We start from the raw sequence: 19,347 nt of genomic DNA, 5'->3' as shown, positions 1-19,347 counted from the left end.
ACAGCGAATGCAGAACCCACTAGCCGATTTCCATAAGTTAAGTCCGGACCAACGTAAAGCCCTGATAGCCCTGTTGAAAAAACGCGGCATCGACATAGGCCGCCTGCCTATAGCCGGCGTCGGCCGCGACCGGCCGCTGCCGTTGTCTTACGGCCAGCAACGGTTGTGGTTTTTGGCGCAATTGGAGCCGGACAGCAGCGCTTATCACATCGCCGACGCGGTGCGTTTGCAGGGGCGGCTGGACGCCGATGCCTTGCAGCGTAGCATCGCCACGCTGGTCGAGCGCCACGAAAGCTTGCGCACCACCTTCGGCAGTGCGGACGGCAAAGCGCTGCAGGTAGTTCACGACAGCCTGCCGGTTGCAGTGCAATGGCAGGATTTGTCGGCACCGGGCGGCGACAGCGAGGCGCTGGCCGCGGCTTGGGTGGAGAGCCTGGAGCGGCGGCCGTTCGATCTGCAAACCGGCCCGCTACTGCGGGTGGCGGTGCTGAAATTGGCGGCGGACCGGCATGTGCTGGTATGGGTGTTGCACCACATCGTCGCCGACGAATGGTCGCTGAATATCCTGATGGGCGAGTTCGCCGCGCTGTACAGCGCTTATTGCCGCGGTAGCGAGGCGGACTTGCCCGGATTGTCTGTCGGTTATGCCGATTTCGCGGTTTGGCAGCGGCATTGGCTGGAAGCCGGCGAAATGCAGCGGCAACTGGCCTATTGGCAGGCGCAGTTGGCCGGCGACACGCCGCAGTTGGAGCTGCCGTGGGACAAAACCGGGCCGGCGCAGCGCAGCGATGCCGGGGCCAAACTGGAAATCGAGTTACCGGCGGCGAGCGGGCAGCGCTTGCGCGTGCTGTGCCAAAGCGAAGGCGCGACGCCGTTCATGGGCTTGCTGGCCGTGTTCAAAATGCTGTTGTACCGCTACTGCGGGCAAGCGCAGATCCGGGTCGGGGTGCCGGTCGCCAACCGTAACCGCAGGGAAATCGAGCACGTCGTCGGTTTTTTTGTCAATACCCAGGTGCTGCAAACCGAGCTGAGCGGCGCTCTGAGCTTCCGCCAAATCTTGGCGCGGGTCAGAGAAACGGCGTTAGACGCCCAAGCCCACGCCGATTTGCCGTTCGATCAGTTGGTCGAAGCCTTGAGCCCGCAACGCAGCTTGCAGCGCAATCCCTTGTTTCAGGTGATGTACAACCACCAGGCCGCCCCCATCGAATCGGTCAGAGTGCTGGGCGATTTGCAATGGCAAGCCTACGCCCGCGCAGCGCACAGCAGCCAGTTCGAATTGATCTTGGATAGCTTCGAAGGCGCGGACGGCGCCATTCACTTGATTTGGACCTATGCGACCGATGTATTCGCCGAGGCCACCATAACCCGAATGGCCGGGCATTTTTGCCGCTTGCTGGACGCCGCCCTATCGGCACCGCAGACGCCGCTACGAGATTTGCCGTGGCTGAGCGCAGGCGAAGGCGGGCAGGCGGCTGAATTCGACGCTGCCGTGGTTACGGCGTTTGTGCCCGAGCTGATCCGCCGCCAAGCGCAGATCAGCCCGCAGGTCGAGGCAGTGCGGGCCGGCGCCGCCTGTTTGAGCTACGCCGAGTTGCAGCGGCGGGCGGATGCGCTGGCGGCTTGTCTGGTCGCGCAGGGCTTGAAACCGGGCGAAGTAGCTGGTGTGTGCCTGCCGCGGTCGGCGGACATGCTAGTCGCCAGTCTGGCGCTGTGGCAGTGCGGTGCGGCGTTTGTGCCGTTGGACCCGGACTATCCGGCCGAACGCTTGCAGTACATGCTGGAAGATGCCGGCGCCGCCTGGTGGATAGGTTGGGCCGGGGAGGCGGAAGACTGTGTCGCGCCAATCGCCCCGCTGCCCGGCAAGCTGCGCGGCCTGTTTCTGGACCGGCTGGACCTGTCCGGCGTAGCGCAACAGCCGCCGGCCGCGGCCTTGCATCCGGAAAGCCTGGCCTATCTGATCTACACCTCCGGTTCTACCGGACAACCCAAAGGCGTGGCGGTGGCGCACGGCGCGCTGGCCCGGCATTGCGCGGCGATGGCCGAGTTATACGGGCTGCACGCGGGCGAACGCTGCTTGCATTTCGCCTCGTTCAGTTTCGACGCGGCTATCGAGCAATGGGTAGTGCCGTTGCTGCGCGGTGCCACCTTGATCATCGGCGACCCGGCCCGCTGGAGCCTGGAGCAGACCCTGCAAACCCTGCACGACCAAGGTATCAGCCGCATCGACTTGCCGCCGGCCTATCTGGCCGAATTGGCGCGCAAGCTCGAGCCGGAGCAAACGCTGCCGGCCTTGCTTGGCTGTACGGTCGGCGGCGAAGCCTTGCCGCGCGAACAACTGGCCTTGATCCAAAGCCGCGTGCGGCCCAAGCGGATGTTCAACGCCTACGGCCCGACCGAATGCGTGATTAGCCCGCTGGTTTGGCAAGCCGAAGCCGCTTGCGACAGCCTGTACGCCCCGATAGGCCGCTGCGTCGGCGCCCGCAACGCCTATATCCTGGACGCCGACTTGAACCCCTTGCCGAGCGGGGCGGCCGGCGAGCTGTATATCGGCGGGCTCGATTTGGCGCAAGGCTATCGGCATCGGCCGGGTGCCAGCGCCGAACGCTTTTTGCCGGACCCCTTCGCCGGTCCCGGCGCCCGCATGTACCGCAGCGGTGACCGGGCGCGGCGGCGGGGCGACGGCGTGATCGAATTTCTGGGCCGGGCCGACGGGCAACTCAAACTGCGCGGTTACCGCATCGAACCGGGGGAAATCGAAAACGCCTTGCTGGCCCAGCCGGGCGTGGCGCAAGCGGCGGTACGGGTAGACAGCCAAGGCCGCTTGTTGGCCTACGCGGCGTTGACCGGCGCGGGCGCGACCGACCCGGACGCGTTGCGTCTAGCCTTGAGCCGGCAACTGCCGGACTACATGCTGCCGGCGCATATCCTGCTGATGCCCCAATTGCCCACATTGCCCAACGGCAAACTGGACCGCAACGCTCTGCCGGAAGCGGAGCGGGCCGTAGCGGCCCATACCGCACCGCGCAGCGCGCTGGAGCGGCAACTGGCGGAGATCTGGCAGGAAGTGCTGGGCCTGGAGACGGTCGGCGTGGATGATAATTTCTTCGAGTTGGGTGGCGATTCCATCGTCTCGCTGCAAGTGGTCAGCCGGGTTCGGCAAGCCGGCTGGCAGTTGTCGCCCAAAGACGTATTCCGTCATCAAACCGTTGCTGCATTGGCCAGGGTACTGACGCCGCTGGCCGATGCCGAGCCGGCGCTTGCCGACGACGCCGATGGCGAGCTGCCGCTGACACCCATCCAGGCCGAGTTTTTTGCCGCCGACTTTGCCGAACGCGACCACTGGAATCAATCCGTGCTGCTGGCGGCCGAACAAGCGTTGGACGTGTCGGTTTTGCAGAAAGCGCTCCGCTTGTTGTTGGCGCAGCACGATGCGTTCCGCTTGCGCTTCGAATACCGCGACGGTTGGCGGCAATTCTACGCCGAGGCGGCGGCCGGTGCGGACCTACTCTGGCTATGCGACGCGGCGGATGCAGCGGAGATCGAAGCGGTGGCCAACCGGGCGCAGCGCAGCCTGGATTTACGCGAAGGTCCGTTGCTGCGCGCCGTTTACATCCGGGTAGCCGACGGCAGCGTGCGTCTGCTGCTGGCGATACATCACCTGATCGTCGATGGCGTGTCCTGGCGCATTGTGTTGGAGGATTTGCAACGGCTATACCGGCAATTGAGCAGCGGACTCAGCGCTGATTTGCCCGCTAAAACCGCGTCTTACCGGGGCTGGGCCCAGGCCTTGCACAAGCGGGCAGGGCAAATCGAATCGGAAGCGGCCTACTGGCGCGAGCAAACCGCCGCTTGCGAGCTGCCGGTGGACTTCTGCGCGGCCCGCGGCACGGCCGCCGACGCTAAAACCCTTAGCGTAGAGTTGTCGGAGACGGCCACCCGGCAATTGTTGTCCGACTGTCCGGCGGCTTACCGGACCCGCATCGACGAGCTGTTGCTGACGGCCTTGGCGCGGGTATTGTGCCGCTGGCGCGGCAGCGGCTGCGTAAGTATCGATCTGGAAGGCCATGGCCGCGAAGCCTTTCCGGGTGCGCCGGATGTCAGCCGCAGCCTAGGCTGGTTTACCTGCGTTCATCCCTTGCTGTTGCGCCCGGAAGCAGAATGGTCCGACTCGATAAAAGCGATCAAGGAACAACTGCGCCGGGTACCGGGGGGCGGCTTAGGCTTCGGCTTGCTGAAATATTGCGGTTCGGAATCGGCGCGCGCGAGTTTGGCCGGGTTGCCCAAGCCCGAGCTGTGCTTCAATTACCTGGGTCAGTTCGATGCCGGTTTCGCCGCAGACGCCCGGTTGCGCCCGGCCGGCGAAGCGCGCGGGGACGAGCGCGATCCGGCCTCCCCGCTGGATTACGGCCTGGAAGTCAACGGCCAAATCTATCAGGGCCGGCTGGCGCTTAACTGGACTTATGATAGCCGGCGTTACCGGGCGCAAACCGTTGCCGCTCTGGCGGCGGATGTTCAGAGCGACTTGCAAGGCGTGATAGAGCATTGCTCGCACGGCCCTCTGGGGATAACGCCGTCCGACTTCCCGTTGGCGGGCTTGAACCAGGCGCAGCTTGACGATTTGCCGTTGCCGGTCGTCGAATTGCAGGACATTTACCCGTTGACCCCCATGCAGCAAGGCATGTTGTTTCACAGCCTGTACGACAACGATCCGGCCAGCTACGTCAGCCGTTTCGACGTTTGCCTGACGGGCTTGAATGTCGAACGCTTCGCCGCCGCTTGGCAAGGCGCGTTGCAGCGGCACGCGGTGTTGCGCAGCGAATTTCGCGCCCCGGCCGGCTGGCTGCAAGCCCTGCAAATCGTGCGCAAGCGGGTGACCCTGCCGCTGAGCGAATTGGATTGGCGCGGGCGCGACCATGCGGACGCCGGCTTGAACCAGTTGCTCGGCGAATTGAGCGCCGGTGGTTTGGCGACCGATACGGCGCCGCTGTTCAAGTTGGTGTTGGTTAGATTGCAGGACGACGTCTACCACTTTATCTGGCTCAGTCATCACTTGCTGTTGGACGGCTGGAGCAGCGCCCGCTTGCTGGGCGAAGTGCTGAGCAGTTATCGAGGCGAGCCTGTTTCCTCTCCGGCGGCGGAATTTCGCGATTTCGTGGCCTGGCTGGCCGAGCGCGATGCCGGGGCGGCGGAACGCTATTGGCGGCCGCGCCTGAGCGCCTTGCCGGCCCCGACCCGCCTAGCCGATGCCTTGCCGTGCGTCTTGGCCGGCAGCGGTTACGGTTTGCATACGTTGCGCATAGGCGGCGACCGGTTCGAGCAACTGTGCGGCTTTGCCCATCGCAGCAAGCTGACCGTCAACACCTTGGTACAAGCGGTTTGGTGCTTGTTGCTGAAAGCCTATTGCGGCGGCGAAACCCTGGCATTCGGCGTAACAGTGTCCGGTCGGCCGGCCGATTTGCCGGGTGCCGAGCAAATGGTCGGTTTGTTCATCAACACCTTGCCGGTGATTCAAACACTACGCGCGGACCGCATCGTCGCCGACTGGCTGCAAGCCCTGCAACAGGCCAATCTGGAATTGCGCGAATACGAAAGCACCCCGCTGGCCGAGCTGCAACGTTGGTGGGGCGGCAGCGGCGCAGCGTTGTTCGATACCTTGCTGGTGTTCGAAAACTATCCTCTGTCCGAAGCCTTGAGTCGCCGGCCGCAGGACGGGTTGCGGATTAGCGGCGAGCACCAGCGCGAAACCACGCATTATCCCTTGACCTTGGCGATACAAATTAGCGGCCGGACCTTACAGGTGGTTTTCGATTATCAACAGGGTAATTTCCAGGCTGCGGCGATCGCCGATTTGGCCGAACATTTCGAATACGTGTTAGGACAGCTGATCAGCCGGCCGCAGGCGCGGCTGGGCGAATTGGCGCTAGTCACGCCGAGGGAAACCGAGCGCTTTCAAACCTGGAACCTGTGGCCGCGCCGCTACGACGACAGCGTGCCGGTACAGGAACTGATCCGCCGCCAGGCCGAGGCTTGGCCGCAAGCGGTGGCCTTGATAGCCGGCGAGCAGAGCTTGCGCTACGCCGAGCTGGACAGCCAAGCCAACCGTCTGGCGCATTATTTAGTGCAAGTCGGGCTGGGGCGGGAAAGCCGGGTGGCGGTATTGCTGGCGCGCGGGGTCGAAGCGATCGTGGCGATGCTGGCGGTGTTGAAAGCCGGCGCGGCCTTCGTGCCGCTGGATCCGGAACAACCCGCGCAGCGGCTGGCCGACGTCATCGCCGATGCCGGGGCGAGCCTGGTGATCGTGTGCGGTGTGGCGCCGGCCTGGTCGGCGCTGCCTGCAGGACTAGACGAGGCGGACGGTGCGGGCGAGGGGACGATCCACGCCGAACGGGCAGCTGGCGCACGCGCCGCTTTTGGCGGCGCGCCGCTGTTGGACTTGGCCGAGCTGGACCTTGCGGCTTACTCCGACCGGCCGCCGGCGGTTGCGATCCATCCCGAACAACTGGCCTATCTGATCCTGACCTCCGGTTCCAGCGGCAAACCCAAAGGCGTGGCGGTGGTTCACGGCGCGTTGAGCCGGCACATCCAGGCCGCCGCCGAACTGTATCGCTATACCCCGGCCGACCGAGCATTACACCTGGCCGCCCTGACCTTCGACGCCGCGCTGGAACAATGGCTGGCTCCGCTCAGCCGGGGTGCCGGCGTGGTGCTGGGCGACAGTCGCGGCGGCGGCGAAGCCGTCCGGGATGCGGTGCTGCGCCACGCGGTGACGGTGGCGTACCCGCCGACCGGCACCCTGTTGCAACTGGCCGACGCGGTGGCGGCGCATGGCGATACCACCGCGCTGCGCATCGTCTGCGTCGGCGGCGAAGCCGTCTCCGCCGCCGCCTTGGCCAAAATCCGCAGCGCCCTGCGGCCCGAACGCATCGTCAACGGCTACGGCCCGACCGAAACCGTGATCACCCCGTTGGCCTGGCTGGCCGACGACCGCCCATTCGCCGGTTACGCGCCGATCGGCAGCGCCCTGGGCGAACGCAGCCTGCACATCCTGGACGCCGACCTGAATCCCGTGCCGCTGGGCGCGGCCGGCGAACTGTACATCGGCGGCCCCTGTCTGGCGCGCGGCTACCACGGCCGGGCCGATTTGAGCGCCGAACGGTTTTTACCCGACCCGTTCGCCGCCGACGGCAGCCGGCTGTACCGCAGCGGCGATATCGTGCGGCGCGGCGCCGACGGCGTGGTGGTTTACCTCGGCCGGGCCGACCAGCAAATCAAACTGCGCGGTTACCGGATCGAACCCGGCGAAATCGAAGCCGCGTTACGGCAATTGCCCGGAATAGACGACGCCTACGTGCTGCTGCGCGAAGACGACGGCCGCCGTTACCTGACCGGCTATTGGCAGCCGAGCGTGGCAGCGCATGCGCACGCCGATTCAAGCCTAGGGTACGCACCGCATACCGAAACCGACGCCTACCCGAGCGAAGCGCAACTCAAAGCCGTCCTGGCCGAACGCCTGCCGGACTACATGGTGCCGGCCCGCCTGCTGCGCCTGCAGCGGCTGCCGCGCACCGCCCACGGCAAAATCGACCGCCGGGCCCTGCCGGCGCCGACTCGATCAACGACCGAGGCCCAAGCCCCCCGCACCCCGACCGAAGCCCTGCTGCTGCAACTGTGGCAAGACCTGCTAGGCCGAGAGACGATCGGCGTGCACGACAACTTCTTCGAACTGGGCGGCGACTCCATCGTCTCCATCCAACTGGTCAGCCGGGCAAGGGCGCACGGCCTGAGCTTCACCGCCAAACAACTGTTTCAACACCAAACCATCGCCGGCTTGGCCCAAGTCGCCCGGCCCTTGGCCGCGTCCGCCCAGGCGCCGACCGGGCCGGCGGTAGGCACCGCGCCGCTGCTGCCTATCCAGCAGGCCTTCTTCGCCCAAGGCTTGGCCAGACCGGCGCACTGGAACCAATCGCTGCTGTTGAAAGCCCGCCTCCCGCTGGTGGCCGAGGTCCTGGCGCAAGCCTTGCAGACGCTAGTATTGCACCACGACAGCCTGAACCTGCGGTATGTGCGCCAAGCGGACGGCTGGCAGCAAACCTATGCGCCGGCCACCGACGTAACGACGAACCACGCCGCCTTATTACAACGACACACCGCGCAAGACGCCGCCGACATCCGCGCCATCGCCGACAAGGCCCAGCGCAGTCTAAATCTCGAACGCGGCCCGCTGTTCCAAGCCACGCTGATCGACCTGGCCGACGGCAGCCAGCGCTTGCTGTTGCTGGCCCACCACCTGATCGTCGACGCCGTGTCCTGGCGCATCCTGCTGGAAGACCTGGGCAGCGCCTACCGGCAAATCGCCCAAGGCCACCCCCCGCAACTGCCGGGCAAAACCGCCAGCTACCAAACCTGGGGCGACACCTTGCAAGCCTACGCCCGCAGCCCGGCCTTACAGGCCCAGCGCGACTACTGGCAACGGCAATTGCCGACCGACCCGGCCTGGCCCTGCGACCACCCGAACGGCCGGGCGCAGCAGCGCGACCGAGCCAGCCTAAGCCTGAGCCTGGAGGCCGCACAAACCGAACAACTGCTGCAACCGGCCCATGCCGCCTACCGCACCCGCATCCAAGACCTGCTGTTGACCGCCTTGGCGCAAACCCTGTGCGATTACAGTGGACAAGCGCAGGTCTGCATCGCCCTGGAAGGCCACGGCCGGGAAGCCGAGCTGATCGTAAGCGACGCGCAAACGCCGCCGGACTTAAGCCGCAGCGTCGGCTGGTTTACCAGCGTCTACCCGGTCAAACTCAGCGGCGACGCCGATCCTGCGAGCGCCGTCAAAACCGTCAAGGAACAGCTGCGGCAGGTGCCGGACCGGGGCTTGGGCTACGGCGTGATCCGCTATCTGGCGGGCCCGGCCGCCGACGCCGAGCAAACGAACGCGATAACGGCCGAGCCGCCGGTGCTGTTCAACTACCTGGGCCAGCTGGACAACAGTTTCGACCGCGATGCCTTGCTGGAACCGGCTGTAGAACCCGGCGGCGAGGAACGCGACCCCGGCGCGCCGTTGGCCTACGCCCTGGAAATCAACGCCGAGGTATATCAAGGCCGGCTGCGCATCGAATGGAGTTACAGCCGGGAACGTTACCGCGAACAAACCATTGCCGAGCTGATCCGGCGCTATCGAACCCGTTTGCAAGCCTTGCTGTCCCACTGCCTGACGGCCACCCCCTGCCTGACCCCCAGCGACCTGCCGCTGGCCGGCCTCGAGCAGGCGCAACTGGAGGCCTTGCCGTTCGCGCACGCCGACATCGAAGACCTCTACCCCTTATCGCCCATGCAGCAGGGCATTTTGTTTCATGCGCTGCGCGAGCCGGAAGCCAACCTATACGTGACGCAGCTGGCGGTGGACTTGCGCGGCTTGGATGCGCAACGTTTCCTTGCAGCCTGGCGCGAGGTCGGCCGGCGTCATCCGATTTTGCGCAGCGGCTTTTTTTGGCACGGCGATTGGCCGGCGCCTCTGCAGGCGGTTTTCCGGCAGGCCGATGTACCTACAATCTATTTGGACTGGCGGCAGCGTCCGATCGACCGAACGGATTTAGCGGCTTTGGCACAAGTCGATTACGCGGGTGGCTTCGATCTGACTAAACCGCCGTTGCAGCGTTTGACGTTGGTCGATTTGCCCGGCGGCTTATGCCGCATCATTTGGACCAGTCACCATTTGCTGCTCGACGGTTGGAGCAGTTCGCTGTTGTTCGGCGAAGTCATGACTATTTATGCCGGGCAAGTGCCGGAGCCGTCCGGCCGCTACCGCGACTATATCGCCTGGCTGGCGGGCCGCGACCGCGCGGCCGGGCAGGCGTTTTGGCGGCAAACCCTGCAGGACGCGGAACAAGCCTGCTTGTTGGCCGCTTGTCTGTCGGCGCAGCCGGAGGCAACCGGTCACGGTTATTGGCAATGCCGGCTCAGCGAACAGGAGACTGCCGAACTGCAAAGTTTTACCCAACAGCAACATCTAACCGTGAACACGCTGCTGCAAGGAGCTTGGGCGCTTGTGCTTGCGCACTACACCGGCTTGCGCATGCCGGTGTTCGGCAGCACGGTGGCCGGCCGGCCGGCGGAAGTTCCAGATGCCGAGCGGGCGCTGGGCTTGTTCATCAATACCTTGCCGTTGGCGGTGCGCATGGAATCCGGCCGGCCGGCGGCGGATTGGTTGCGCGCGCTGCAGGCTATGAATCTGCACATGCGCGAATACGAATACCTGCCGTTGTACGACATGCAACGTTGGGCCGGCAGCGGTGGCGGAGAATTGTTCGATACCTTGCTGGTGTTCGAAAACTACCCGGTCGACGCGGCGCTGAGACAAGCGGCGGGCGGCGTGGAAGTGGTCGGCCTGGAACAGCGCGATCGGACCAATTATCCTTTGACGTTGGACGTCAGCATGGGCCGGGTGCTGGAAATCGGCTTCGATTACGGCGAACGGTATTTCAGCCCCGCCGACGTGCATAATCTGGCCGAGCGCCTGCGCCGGGTATTGCTGGGTTTGATTCGCGCTCCCCAGCAGCGGCTGGGGGCGATCAGCTTCGAGGATAGACAATCTCACGCGACGCCGACGCCGGCTATGCCGACCGATACGGTTTTGCTGCCCGAGCTGATCCGTCGTCAAGCCCTGCACCGTCCGGCGGCCGAGGCGGTGCGGGCCGGCGCCGCCTGTTTGAGCTACGCCGAGTTGCTGCGGCGGGCGGATGCGCTGGCGGCTTGTCTGGTCGCGCAGGGCTTGAAACCGGGCGAAGTGGCCGGTGTGTGCCTGCCGCGGTCGGCGGACATGCTAGTCGCCAGTCTGGCGCTGTGGCAGTGCGGCGCGGCGTTTGTGCCGCTGGACCCGGATTATCCGCCCGAACGCTTGCGGTACATGCTGGAAGACGCCGGCGCCGCCTGGTGGATAGGTTGGGCCGGGGAGGCGCAAGACTGCGCCGCGCCAATCGCCCCGCTGCCCGGCAAGTTGCGCGGCCTGTTTCTGGACCGGCTGGACTTGTCCGGCGTAGCGCAACAGCCGCCGGCCGCGGCCTTTCATCCGGAAAGCCTGGCCTACCTGATCTACACCTCCGGTTCCAGCGGACAACCCAAAGGCGTGGCGGTGGCGCACGGCGCGCTGGCCCGGCATTGCGCGGCGATGGCCGCGTTATACGGGCTGCACGCGGGCGAACGTTGCTTGCATTTCGCCTCGTTCAGTTTCGACGCGGCTATCGAGCAATGGGCCGTGCCGTTGCTTTGCGGTGCGACCGTGATCATCGGCGACCCGGCTCGCTGGAGCCTGGAGCAGACCCTGCAAACCCTGCTCGAACAAGGCATCAGCCGCATCGACCTGCCGCCGGCCTATCTGGCCGAATTGGCGCGCCGCTTGGAGCCGGAGCAAACGCTGCCGGCCTTGCTTGGCTGCACGGTCGGCGGCGAAGCCTTGCCGCGCGAACAACTGGCCCTGATCCAAAGCCGCGTGCGGCCTAAGCGGATGTTCAACGCCTACGGCCCGACCGAATGCGTGATTAGCCCGCTGGTTTGGCAGGCCGAAGCCGCTTGCGACAGCCTGTACGCGCCGATAGGCCGCTGCGTCGGCGCCCGCAACGCCTATATTCTGGACGCCGACTTGAACCCCTTGCCGAGCGGGGCGGCCGGCGAGTTGTATATCGGCGGGCTCGATTTGGCGCAAGGCTATCGGCATCGGCCGGGTGCCAGCGCCGAACGCTTTTTGCCGGACCCCTTCGCCGGTCCCGGCGCCCGCATGTACCGCAGCGGTGACCGGGCGCGGCGGCGGGGCGACGGCGTGATCGAATTTCTGGGCCGGGCCGACGGGCAACTCAAACTGCGCGGTTACCGCATCGAACCGGGGGAAATCGAAAACGCCTTGCTGGCCCAGCCGGGCGTGGCGCAAGCGGCGGTGCGGGTAGACAGCCAAGGCCGCTTGTTGGCCTACGCGGCGCCGACCGGCGCGGGCGCGACCGACCCGGATACGTTGCGTCTGGCCTTGAGCCGGCAACTGCCGGCTTACCTGCTGCCGACGCATATCCTGCTGATGCCCCAATTGCCCACATTGCCCAACGGCAAACTGGACCGCAAAGCCCTGCCGGAGCCGGAGCAAGCCGCAGCGGCCCGCACCGCACCGCGCAACGCGCTGGAGCGGCAACTGGCGGAGATCTGGCAGGAAGTGCTGGGCCTGGAGACGGTTGGCGTGGACGACAATTTCTTCGAGTTGGGCGGGCATTCCTTGTTAGCCTTGCGCTTGGTATCGGCGATCAAGCGCCGGCTGGGTTGGGATTTGCCGCTCAGCCGCTTGTTGCAGAACCCGACGATAGCTGCCTTGGCCGCCGGCGCCGATAACGGTCTGTCGCCGCTGGTCGAATTGAACAAGGCCGCAGGCGCCTTGCCGCCGCTGTTTTGTCTGCATCCGGCCGGCGGTACCGTGTTCGGCTATTATCCGCTGGCGCGGGCCTTGGCCGGGCAACGGCCGGTGATCGGCGTGTTGTGCCGCAGTTTTTTAAATCCCGATTGGCGCGATTTGTCGCTGCAACAGATGGCCGATGATTATGCCGAGGCGATCAGGCAACGTCAGCCGCACGGTGCGCTGCATTTGTTGGGTTGGTCGCTGGGCGGTGCGCTGGCGTTGAGCATCGCCGCTCGTTTGCAACAGGAGGGGCGCGAAGTGGCTTTCCTCGGATTGGTCGACGGTTTCGTACCGGGCTTCGACGCCGAGGCGGACGACCAAGACGACAGCGACCATCTCGGCGGATTGCTAGACGGCATCGCAACCGAAGGGGCCGGTCTTTCGCCTGCGCAATTGACGGCTTTGCCGGAACGGTTAAGCCGCGAGCATCCGGGCGCGGATTGGGTTAAATTGCTGGATTTACAAAATGGCATGGCGATCATGCAACATCTGACAGCTTTGAGTAGTGCGTACCGGCTGCCGCAATTGGCAACCGGCATGCATTGCTGGTGGTCGGCTGCGGCCGGCGACGCGGCCGACATGGCGCAAGACGTAGTGGAGCAAGCCTGCGGCAACCGGGTGTTGCGTTCCACCCGGATAGACAGCGACCACGCCGGCATCGTCCGTCATCCGGATTTGTTGGCCGACCTGGTTACCCTGTTGGGTAAGGATGGCGATGGCGAAGCTTAACGACGCGGCGGCGAGCAGGGGCGATAAACGTTCCGGCACGCTACGGAACCGGCTATTGGTCGCTTGGGTTTTGTGCTTTCTGGCCGGCTGCGTGCAGACCCCGCCACGCGATCCGTTGCAGGAAACGGTGCCGTTGCCGGTCAGCTGGCGCGCGCGGCCGGTCGCCGCACAAAAAGGCGAAGTCGGCGCATGGCTGGCTAGCTTTCGCTACCCCGACGCCGTCGCATTGGTGACGGCGGCTTTGGACGGCAACAACGATTTGCAGGCCGCCGCGGCGCGCATCCGTCAAGCCCGGGCTCAAGCGCGCATCGAAGGCGCGCCGGCCCGGCCGCAATTGGAGTTGGCGCCCGGCTTTGCGCACGCCGGCGCCGGCCGGGAGGCCCGGGCCTATGCCGACGACGGCACGCTGTGGACATTGCCGCTGAATTTGAGCTGGGAATGGGACCTGTGGGGCCGCATCGCTGACGCCCGCCAAGCGGCCGGCTTGAGCGCCGAAGCGGCCGAAGCCGATTGGCGCGGGGCGGGCTTGTCGCTGGCGGCGGCGACCGTGCAAACCTGTTTCGAGTTGGCGGAAGCCCGGCAGCGGCTAGCGGTGGTGCAAGCCTCCATAGACGACCGGGCGACCTTGGTCGATTTGCTGCAAGGCCGCTTCAACTTGGGGCTGGCGGACGGTCTGGATTTGAGTCTGGCCTTGACCGACTTGAACGACGCCCGCGCCGAATTGCAGGACGCCGACAACCGGATTCAGCTCGGCCAACGCCGGCTGGAAGTATTGTTAGGGCAGTATCCGGCCGGCGAAACCGGCCGTTGCCGGCAATTGCCGGACTTGCCGGAACCGCTGCCGGCCGGCCTGCCGGCCGAGTTATTGACCCGTCGTCCGGATATCGTCGCGGCTTTCGCCCGGCTGCGTGCTCAAGACCATAGACTGAGCAGCGCGCGCAAAGCCTTGTTGCCCCGGGTAAATTTAGCGGCCGGCGGCGGCAGTTTAGGCAATACCTTGGCGGATTTGAGCGATCCGCGTGCGGCGGCCTGGAATCTGGCCCTGGGCTTGAGCCAACCCTTGTACGCCGGCGACCGTTTGCAGGCCGATATCGATCTGCGCGCGGCGCAATCCGACGAAGCCCTGCATCTGTACCGACAAACGGTATTGAACGCCTTGCGCGAGGTCGAACAAAGCCTGGCCGCCGAGCACAAGCTGCTCGAGCGCGAACAGGCCTTGGCCGGGGCGGTCAAGCAAACCGAGACCAGCCGGGAGCTGGCGATTTATTCCTACCGTAACGGTACCGTGGACATTTTGACTTTACTGGACAGCTACCGCAGCACGCTGACTGCGCAAACCGCGTTGTTGGGGGCGCGGCTGAATCTGTTGAACAATCGCCTCGCGCTCTATTTGGCCTTGGGCGGCGGCGCATGAGCGGCGGGAAGCGGAAATTCGTACTGCCGGCCGCGGTATTGCTGGCGGCTGCGGCCGGCAGCCTCTGGCTGGCCGCAGGTTCGGCGCCCCCCAGTGCAGCAAATGCGGTGCCGTTGCCGGTAGTCAAGGTGGTTAGCGTCAGCCCGCAACGCTTGCGTTTGCCGGTACACAGTCAGGGGGTGCTGCAGCCGGTGCGGGAAATCGATTTGACCTCCGAAGCCGGTGGCAGGGTAGAGGCCGTGGCGGCGGGTTTTGTCGCCGGTGGCCGTTTCCGGGCCGGCGACGTGTTGGTCAAACTGGCCGGGCGCGCCTACGATTTGGCTGTGGTGCGGGCGGAAACCCAGTTAGCCGAAGCCAAACGCAAACTGGCCGAAGAGCAGGCGGCGGCCCAGCAAGCGCGCCGGGAATGGCAGGTGCTGGGACAGGGTAAACCCACGCCGCTGTCGCTACGCGAACCGCAGCTGCAAGAGGCTGCGGCTCGGTTGAAACAGGCCGAGGCCGAATTGGCCGACGCCAAATTTTTACGTAGCCGTTGCGAAATTCGCGCCCCCTTTAGCGGACGGGTGAAAGAAAAACGGGTGGGTACCGGACAAACGGTAGAGCCCGGTCAGGCGCTGGGGCGGATATACGCGGATGCAGCCGCCGAAGTGCGGTTGCCGCTGAACCAAACCCAGATCGGCTATTTACCGGACGCGGAGAGCGGTGCTACCGTGTGGCTGAGCGCCGAGCGCGGCGTGCGGCGGCAGGCGCGTATCGTGCGCCGCGAAGGCATGGTCGATGCGGCGACCGGTTTGGAATATTGGGTGGCGCGTTTGGAGGAGCCGGAACGCGATCCGGCCTTGTTGCCGGGGACTTTTCTGAGCGCGGAAATCGAAGGTCGGGAATTGGACGGCGTGTTCGAATTGCCGCGCGCGGCCTTGAACGCCGCCCAGGAAGCGGTGCTGGTCGTTGCCGGCGATACCTTGCAAATTCGCCGCCTGCCGGTGCTGCGTAGCGATGCGGAGCGGGTCTGGATAGGCGGCGGTTTGCAGGCCGGCGACCGGGTGGTGGTGTCCGGCTTGGACGCACCGGTCGCCGGGCAGCGGGTGGTCGTCGAGACCGGCGATGCCGAGCGCTAAGCGGATGCCGGCATGAGCGCTTCCCGGTCGAACGCCCGTTCCTGGCTAAGCTGGTTTGCCGCCAATCCGGTGGCCGCCAATTTGTTGATGTTGTTGATTTGGCTGGGCGGCTTGAGCGGCTTGCTGACCTTGCAGCGCGACGTGTATCCGCGCTTCAGTCCCGGCCAATTCGAAGTCGTCGCTTTTTATCCCGGTGCCGGGCCGGCCGACGTGGAAACTGCGGTCTGCATCCCGCTGGAAGAGGCAATACACGATTTGCCCGGTATCCACCATCTGGATACCGGGGTGTTCGAGGGGGAATGCCAGATCAAGGTCGGCGTTGCGCCCGGCCACGACCGGGAAACCTTGATGAGTGCGGCGCGCGGTCGGATCGATGCATTGACCCGTTTGCCGAAATCGGTGGAAAAAATCGAGGTGCGCGAAGCCCGGCGCGACGACGACGACGGCGTGATTTGGGTGGCGCTATACGGGCAGGTCGAGCCTTTGGCCTTGAAAAACCTGGGGGAAAGGATACGCGGCGAATTGACGGCCTTGCCCGGCGTCAGCCAGGCCGTGGATTACGGTCGCATGCAATACGAAATCGGCATCGAAGTTGCGGCCGAACGTTTACGGCAATACGGCCTGACCCCGGCACGGCTGGCGGCGGCGATTCGCCAAGCCTCGCTGGATTTGGCCGGCGGCGCGCTGAAAACCCCGGCCGGCGACCTGTTATTGCAAGTACGCGGCGCGGCGCGCAGCGGCGATGCGATTGCCGATTTGCCGATTATGATCCGGCCTGACGGCGCGCTGTTGCGGGTGAGGGACGTGGCGACGGTCAAGGACGGCTTGGGCGAAAAGACCTTGTACTGGCGGCACGACGGCTTGCCGGCTCAGGGTTGGGAAATCCATGCCGAAGCCGGCGGCATCGGCGTGGCGCAGCAAGTGCGCGATTACGTGCAGCGTACCCAGGCCGGCTTGCCGGCCGGGGTACGGCTGAAAACCTGGTGGGACGATTCGATCGCGTTCGAGCAACGCATCGATACCTTGCTGGAAGACGGGCTGAGCGGGTTCGTGCTGGTCTGGCTGGTGCTGACCTTGTTTCTGCGCGCCCAGGTCGCCTGGTGGGCCGGCATGGGTATCGTCACCTCGGTGCTCGGTACCTTATGGTGCATGCCTATCCTGGGTCTGTCGTTGAACATGTTGTCGTTGTTCGGTTTTTTGCTGGCGATGGGCATTTTGGTCGACGACGCCATCATCATCGGCGAGAGCGTGCACAGCGAGCAACAGCGGCCGGGCGTCGATCCTTTAAGCGCGGCGGCGGCCGGAGTGCAAAAGGTCGCATTGCCGGTGGGCCTTTCGATCGCAATTGCCGCGGCGGCGTTTTTGCCCGGTCTGTTTTTGCCGGGATGGAGCGGGGCGATGATGCGGCCCATCGTCTGGATCATGATCTTGACCTTGCTGTTCTCGCTGGCGGAAGCCTTGCTGATTTTGCCGGCGCATTTGGCTGTGCCGGCCGGCCGGCCCGAGCGTTTTCCCGGATTGGCCCGCTGGCGGGACGGCGTCAACCGGGGCTTGCACGCCTGGATCGTCGGCCGCTACCGGCCGTTGCTGGCTTGGGCTTTAGGCAACCGTTACTTGGTACTGTCGCTGTTCCTCGCGCTATTGCTGCTGACCGGCGGCTTGTATGCCGGCGGTCATGTACGCCAGGCGATGAATCCGGACATCAGCAAAGACGCGTTCTGGGCCCGTTTGAGCGTGCCGCCCGGTACCGCGCCGGGGCAAACCCGGGCGCTGGCCGAGCGGGTGGAGCGGGCGCTGCTGGATTACCGCGACGAACTGGAACGCGCCGAGCCGGGATATGGGGTGTTGATTGGCCAGGAAACCTTGATTTGGGAGCAGGAGGCCGGTTTTTGGCTGGAATTGTCGGCGCAGGCCAGGCAGCGCATCAAAGTCGACGATTTCGTGCGCGAATGGCGCCGCCGCATCGGCGAGCTGGGCAACGCGCGCCTGGATTTCATCGTCCGCGAAGGCGATGTGCCTTACGACATCGTGTTGAACTTGGCCGCGGCCGATCCGCAACGCTTGCGCGAAGCGGCGGCGGCGTTAAAGCGAACGCTGTCGGCTTATCCCGGCGTTTACGACGTGCTCGATTCCGACATGGCCGGCAAGCCGCAGTTGCGCTTGCACCTGACCGAAGCCGGCGCTGCGCTGGGCTTGAGCCTGGACGATCTGGCCGAGCAAGTCCGCCAGGCGTATTACGGCGCGGAAGCGCAACGCTTTCAGCGCGGGCGCAGCGAAGTCAAGGTCATGGTGCGTTTGCCGTTAGAGCAGCGCCGCAGTTTGGACGACTTATATCGTTTGCCGATTGTTTTGCCGGACGGCAACTACAGCGTGTTGGCCCACGTCGCCAAGCTGGAGTTCGAGCCGGGCGTGTCGCAATTGACCCGCCGCGACCGGCAGCGGGTATTGGAAGTTGCGGCGCGGGTTGATCCGGCGTTGGCCGATTTGAACGCGATATACGCCGATCTGGAAAGGCAAGCCTTGCCGGCGCTGCACAGCCGCTTTGCCGGCTTGCAGGCCGAATTCGGCCGCGAACGCCAGGAACAGCAGCAGACCTTGCGGGTGTTAGCGCGCAATACGGCGATGGCTTTGTGCGCGATTTACGCGATGATCGCCGTGGCGTTCCGTTCCTACGCCTTGCCGTTGGTGTTTTTGCTGGCCGCGCCGCTGGCCTGGTGCGGCGCGGTGCTGGCGCACGCCGCGCTGGGCATGCCGCTGTCGATGGAGTCCTTGGTCGGCATGATTGCGGCCAGCGGGGTGGTGGTCAACGATTCCATGGTGCTGTTGGATTATATTCACGAGCACAAAGCCCGGGCCGCGGATCGTCTCAGTTTGATAGCCGATGCCTGCACCGCCCGGTTTAGGCCGATTTTTTTGGCCTTTATCACCAACTTTGCCGGCTTTTTGCCGACCTTGCTGGAGAGCAGCGAGCAGGCGCAATTTTTGGTACCGATGACCTTGTCGCTGGCGGCGGGTTTGCTGTTCGGCATGCTGGCCAGTCTGTTGCTGACGCCGGTTTGCTATGCGGTATTGCAGGATTGGCGGCGCAGCGACGATCCAACGGTCTAAGGTAGGGCGCCATATACCGACCCTTATCACGGTTCTGTGGGCAAACGAGCTGCGGCTCTCTCTGACCCGATTAACGTAGTGGAGTCTGGTTGATGTGCCGGTTGGCTTTCACTTGCTGCCGAACTTGACCACCGGCAATTGGATTGCGTTAAAGTCAACTTAGAGCTAACCGGCGCTGCGCGGCTTTATCGCGCAGCGTCCAGCGACTGAAAGGAGAGAGGTTGAGCGCCGGGTTAGGTAGCGGAGGACTAGGGTTCATCGCGCAACCGCTCGCGTGCTTCACGCAACAACTCTGGATAGTCTTTATCAAACGGCATGACTAGGTACTTTTCAAAAACGCAGTAGAGGTTCCAGAGTGCGCGTTCTTCAGCTTGATCCTCGATGCCCAATTTTTCTGTGTTGCTGAATCGTTGAAGAAATTCAAACAAGACAATTGCCTCGTCGGAAGTGATCTTAAATTGGACATCAGGTTGATCTTCGGGGGCCATTCGCTTGCTGCCTAACGCCAAGCTCACCCGACGAAAACCGCGTAGCGGTTTTTGGTCGGG

At 64.7% G+C, this 19,347-nt stretch carries 5 protein-coding genes; 4 read left to right on the top strand and 1 reads right to left on the bottom strand.

The genetic code is table 11. The features are described from left to right. Positions 1 to 7 precede the first annotated feature (7 nt). Genes F1E05_RS16105 through F1E05_RS16090 form a run of 4 tightly spaced genes read left to right on the top strand, consistent with a single transcriptional unit; the run spans position 8 to position 18,799 of the window. Positions 8 to 13,159: a non-ribosomal peptide synthetase gene (locus F1E05_RS16105; protein WP_150050246.1), complete on the top strand. Its 13,152-nt coding sequence runs from the start codon at positions 8 to 10 to the stop codon at positions 13,157 to 13,159. Next, positions 13,146 to 14,573, top strand: a complete 1,428-nt coding sequence (locus F1E05_RS16100) for an efflux transporter outer membrane subunit (protein ID WP_150050244.1) — start codon at positions 13,146 to 13,148, stop codon at positions 14,571 to 14,573. Before F1E05_RS16105 ends, F1E05_RS16100 begins: the two co-directional genes overlap by 14 nt. Next, positions 14,570 to 15,691: an efflux RND transporter periplasmic adaptor subunit gene (locus F1E05_RS16095; RefSeq protein WP_150050242.1), complete on the top strand. Its 1,122-nt coding sequence runs from the start codon at positions 14,570 to 14,572 to the stop codon at positions 15,689 to 15,691. The genes F1E05_RS16100 and F1E05_RS16095 overlap by 4 nt, the downstream gene beginning before the upstream one ends. A 12-nt stretch (positions 15,692 to 15,703) precedes the next feature. Continuing rightward, on the top strand, positions 15,704 to 18,799 hold the full coding sequence (locus F1E05_RS16090; RefSeq protein WP_150050240.1) for an efflux RND transporter permease subunit: 3,096 nt from the start codon (positions 15,704 to 15,706) through the stop codon (positions 18,797 to 18,799). Positions 18,800 to 19,047: 248 nt separating this feature from the next. Here F1E05_RS16090 and F1E05_RS16085 read toward each other — a convergent pair whose 3' ends face one another. Then, positions 19,048 to 19,287: a hypothetical protein gene (locus tag F1E05_RS16085; RefSeq protein WP_150050238.1), complete on the bottom strand. Its 240-nt coding sequence runs from the start codon at positions 19,285 to 19,287 to the stop codon at positions 19,048 to 19,050. Between the last annotated feature and the right edge of the window lie 60 nt (positions 19,288 to 19,347).

Source organism: Methylomonas rhizoryzae (assembly GCF_008632455.1).
GTDB classification, from domain to species: domain Bacteria; phylum Pseudomonadota; class Gammaproteobacteria; order Methylococcales; family Methylomonadaceae; genus Methylomonas; species Methylomonas rhizoryzae.
This window is presented reverse-complemented; position numbering and strand designations above follow the sequence as displayed.

What these genes read in the sequence shown, in the direction of transcription:
- F1E05_RS16105 (WP_150050246.1), top strand. Translation starts at nt 8, where the DNA reads ATGCAGAACCCACTAGCCGATTTCCATAAGTTAAGTCCGGACCAACGT.
- F1E05_RS16100 (WP_150050244.1), top strand. Translation starts at nt 13,146, where the DNA reads ATGGCGAAGCTTAACGACGCGGCGGCGAGCAGGGGCGATAAACGTTCC.
- F1E05_RS16095 (WP_150050242.1), top strand. Translation starts at nt 14,570, where the DNA reads ATGAGCGGCGGGAAGCGGAAATTCGTACTGCCGGCCGCGGTATTGCTG.
- F1E05_RS16090 (WP_150050240.1), top strand. Translation starts at nt 15,704, where the DNA reads ATGAGCGCTTCCCGGTCGAACGCCCGTTCCTGGCTAAGCTGGTTTGCC.
- F1E05_RS16085 (WP_150050238.1), bottom strand. Translation starts at nt 19,287, where the DNA reads ATGGCCCCCGAAGATCAACCTGATGTCCAATTTAAGATCACTTCCGAC.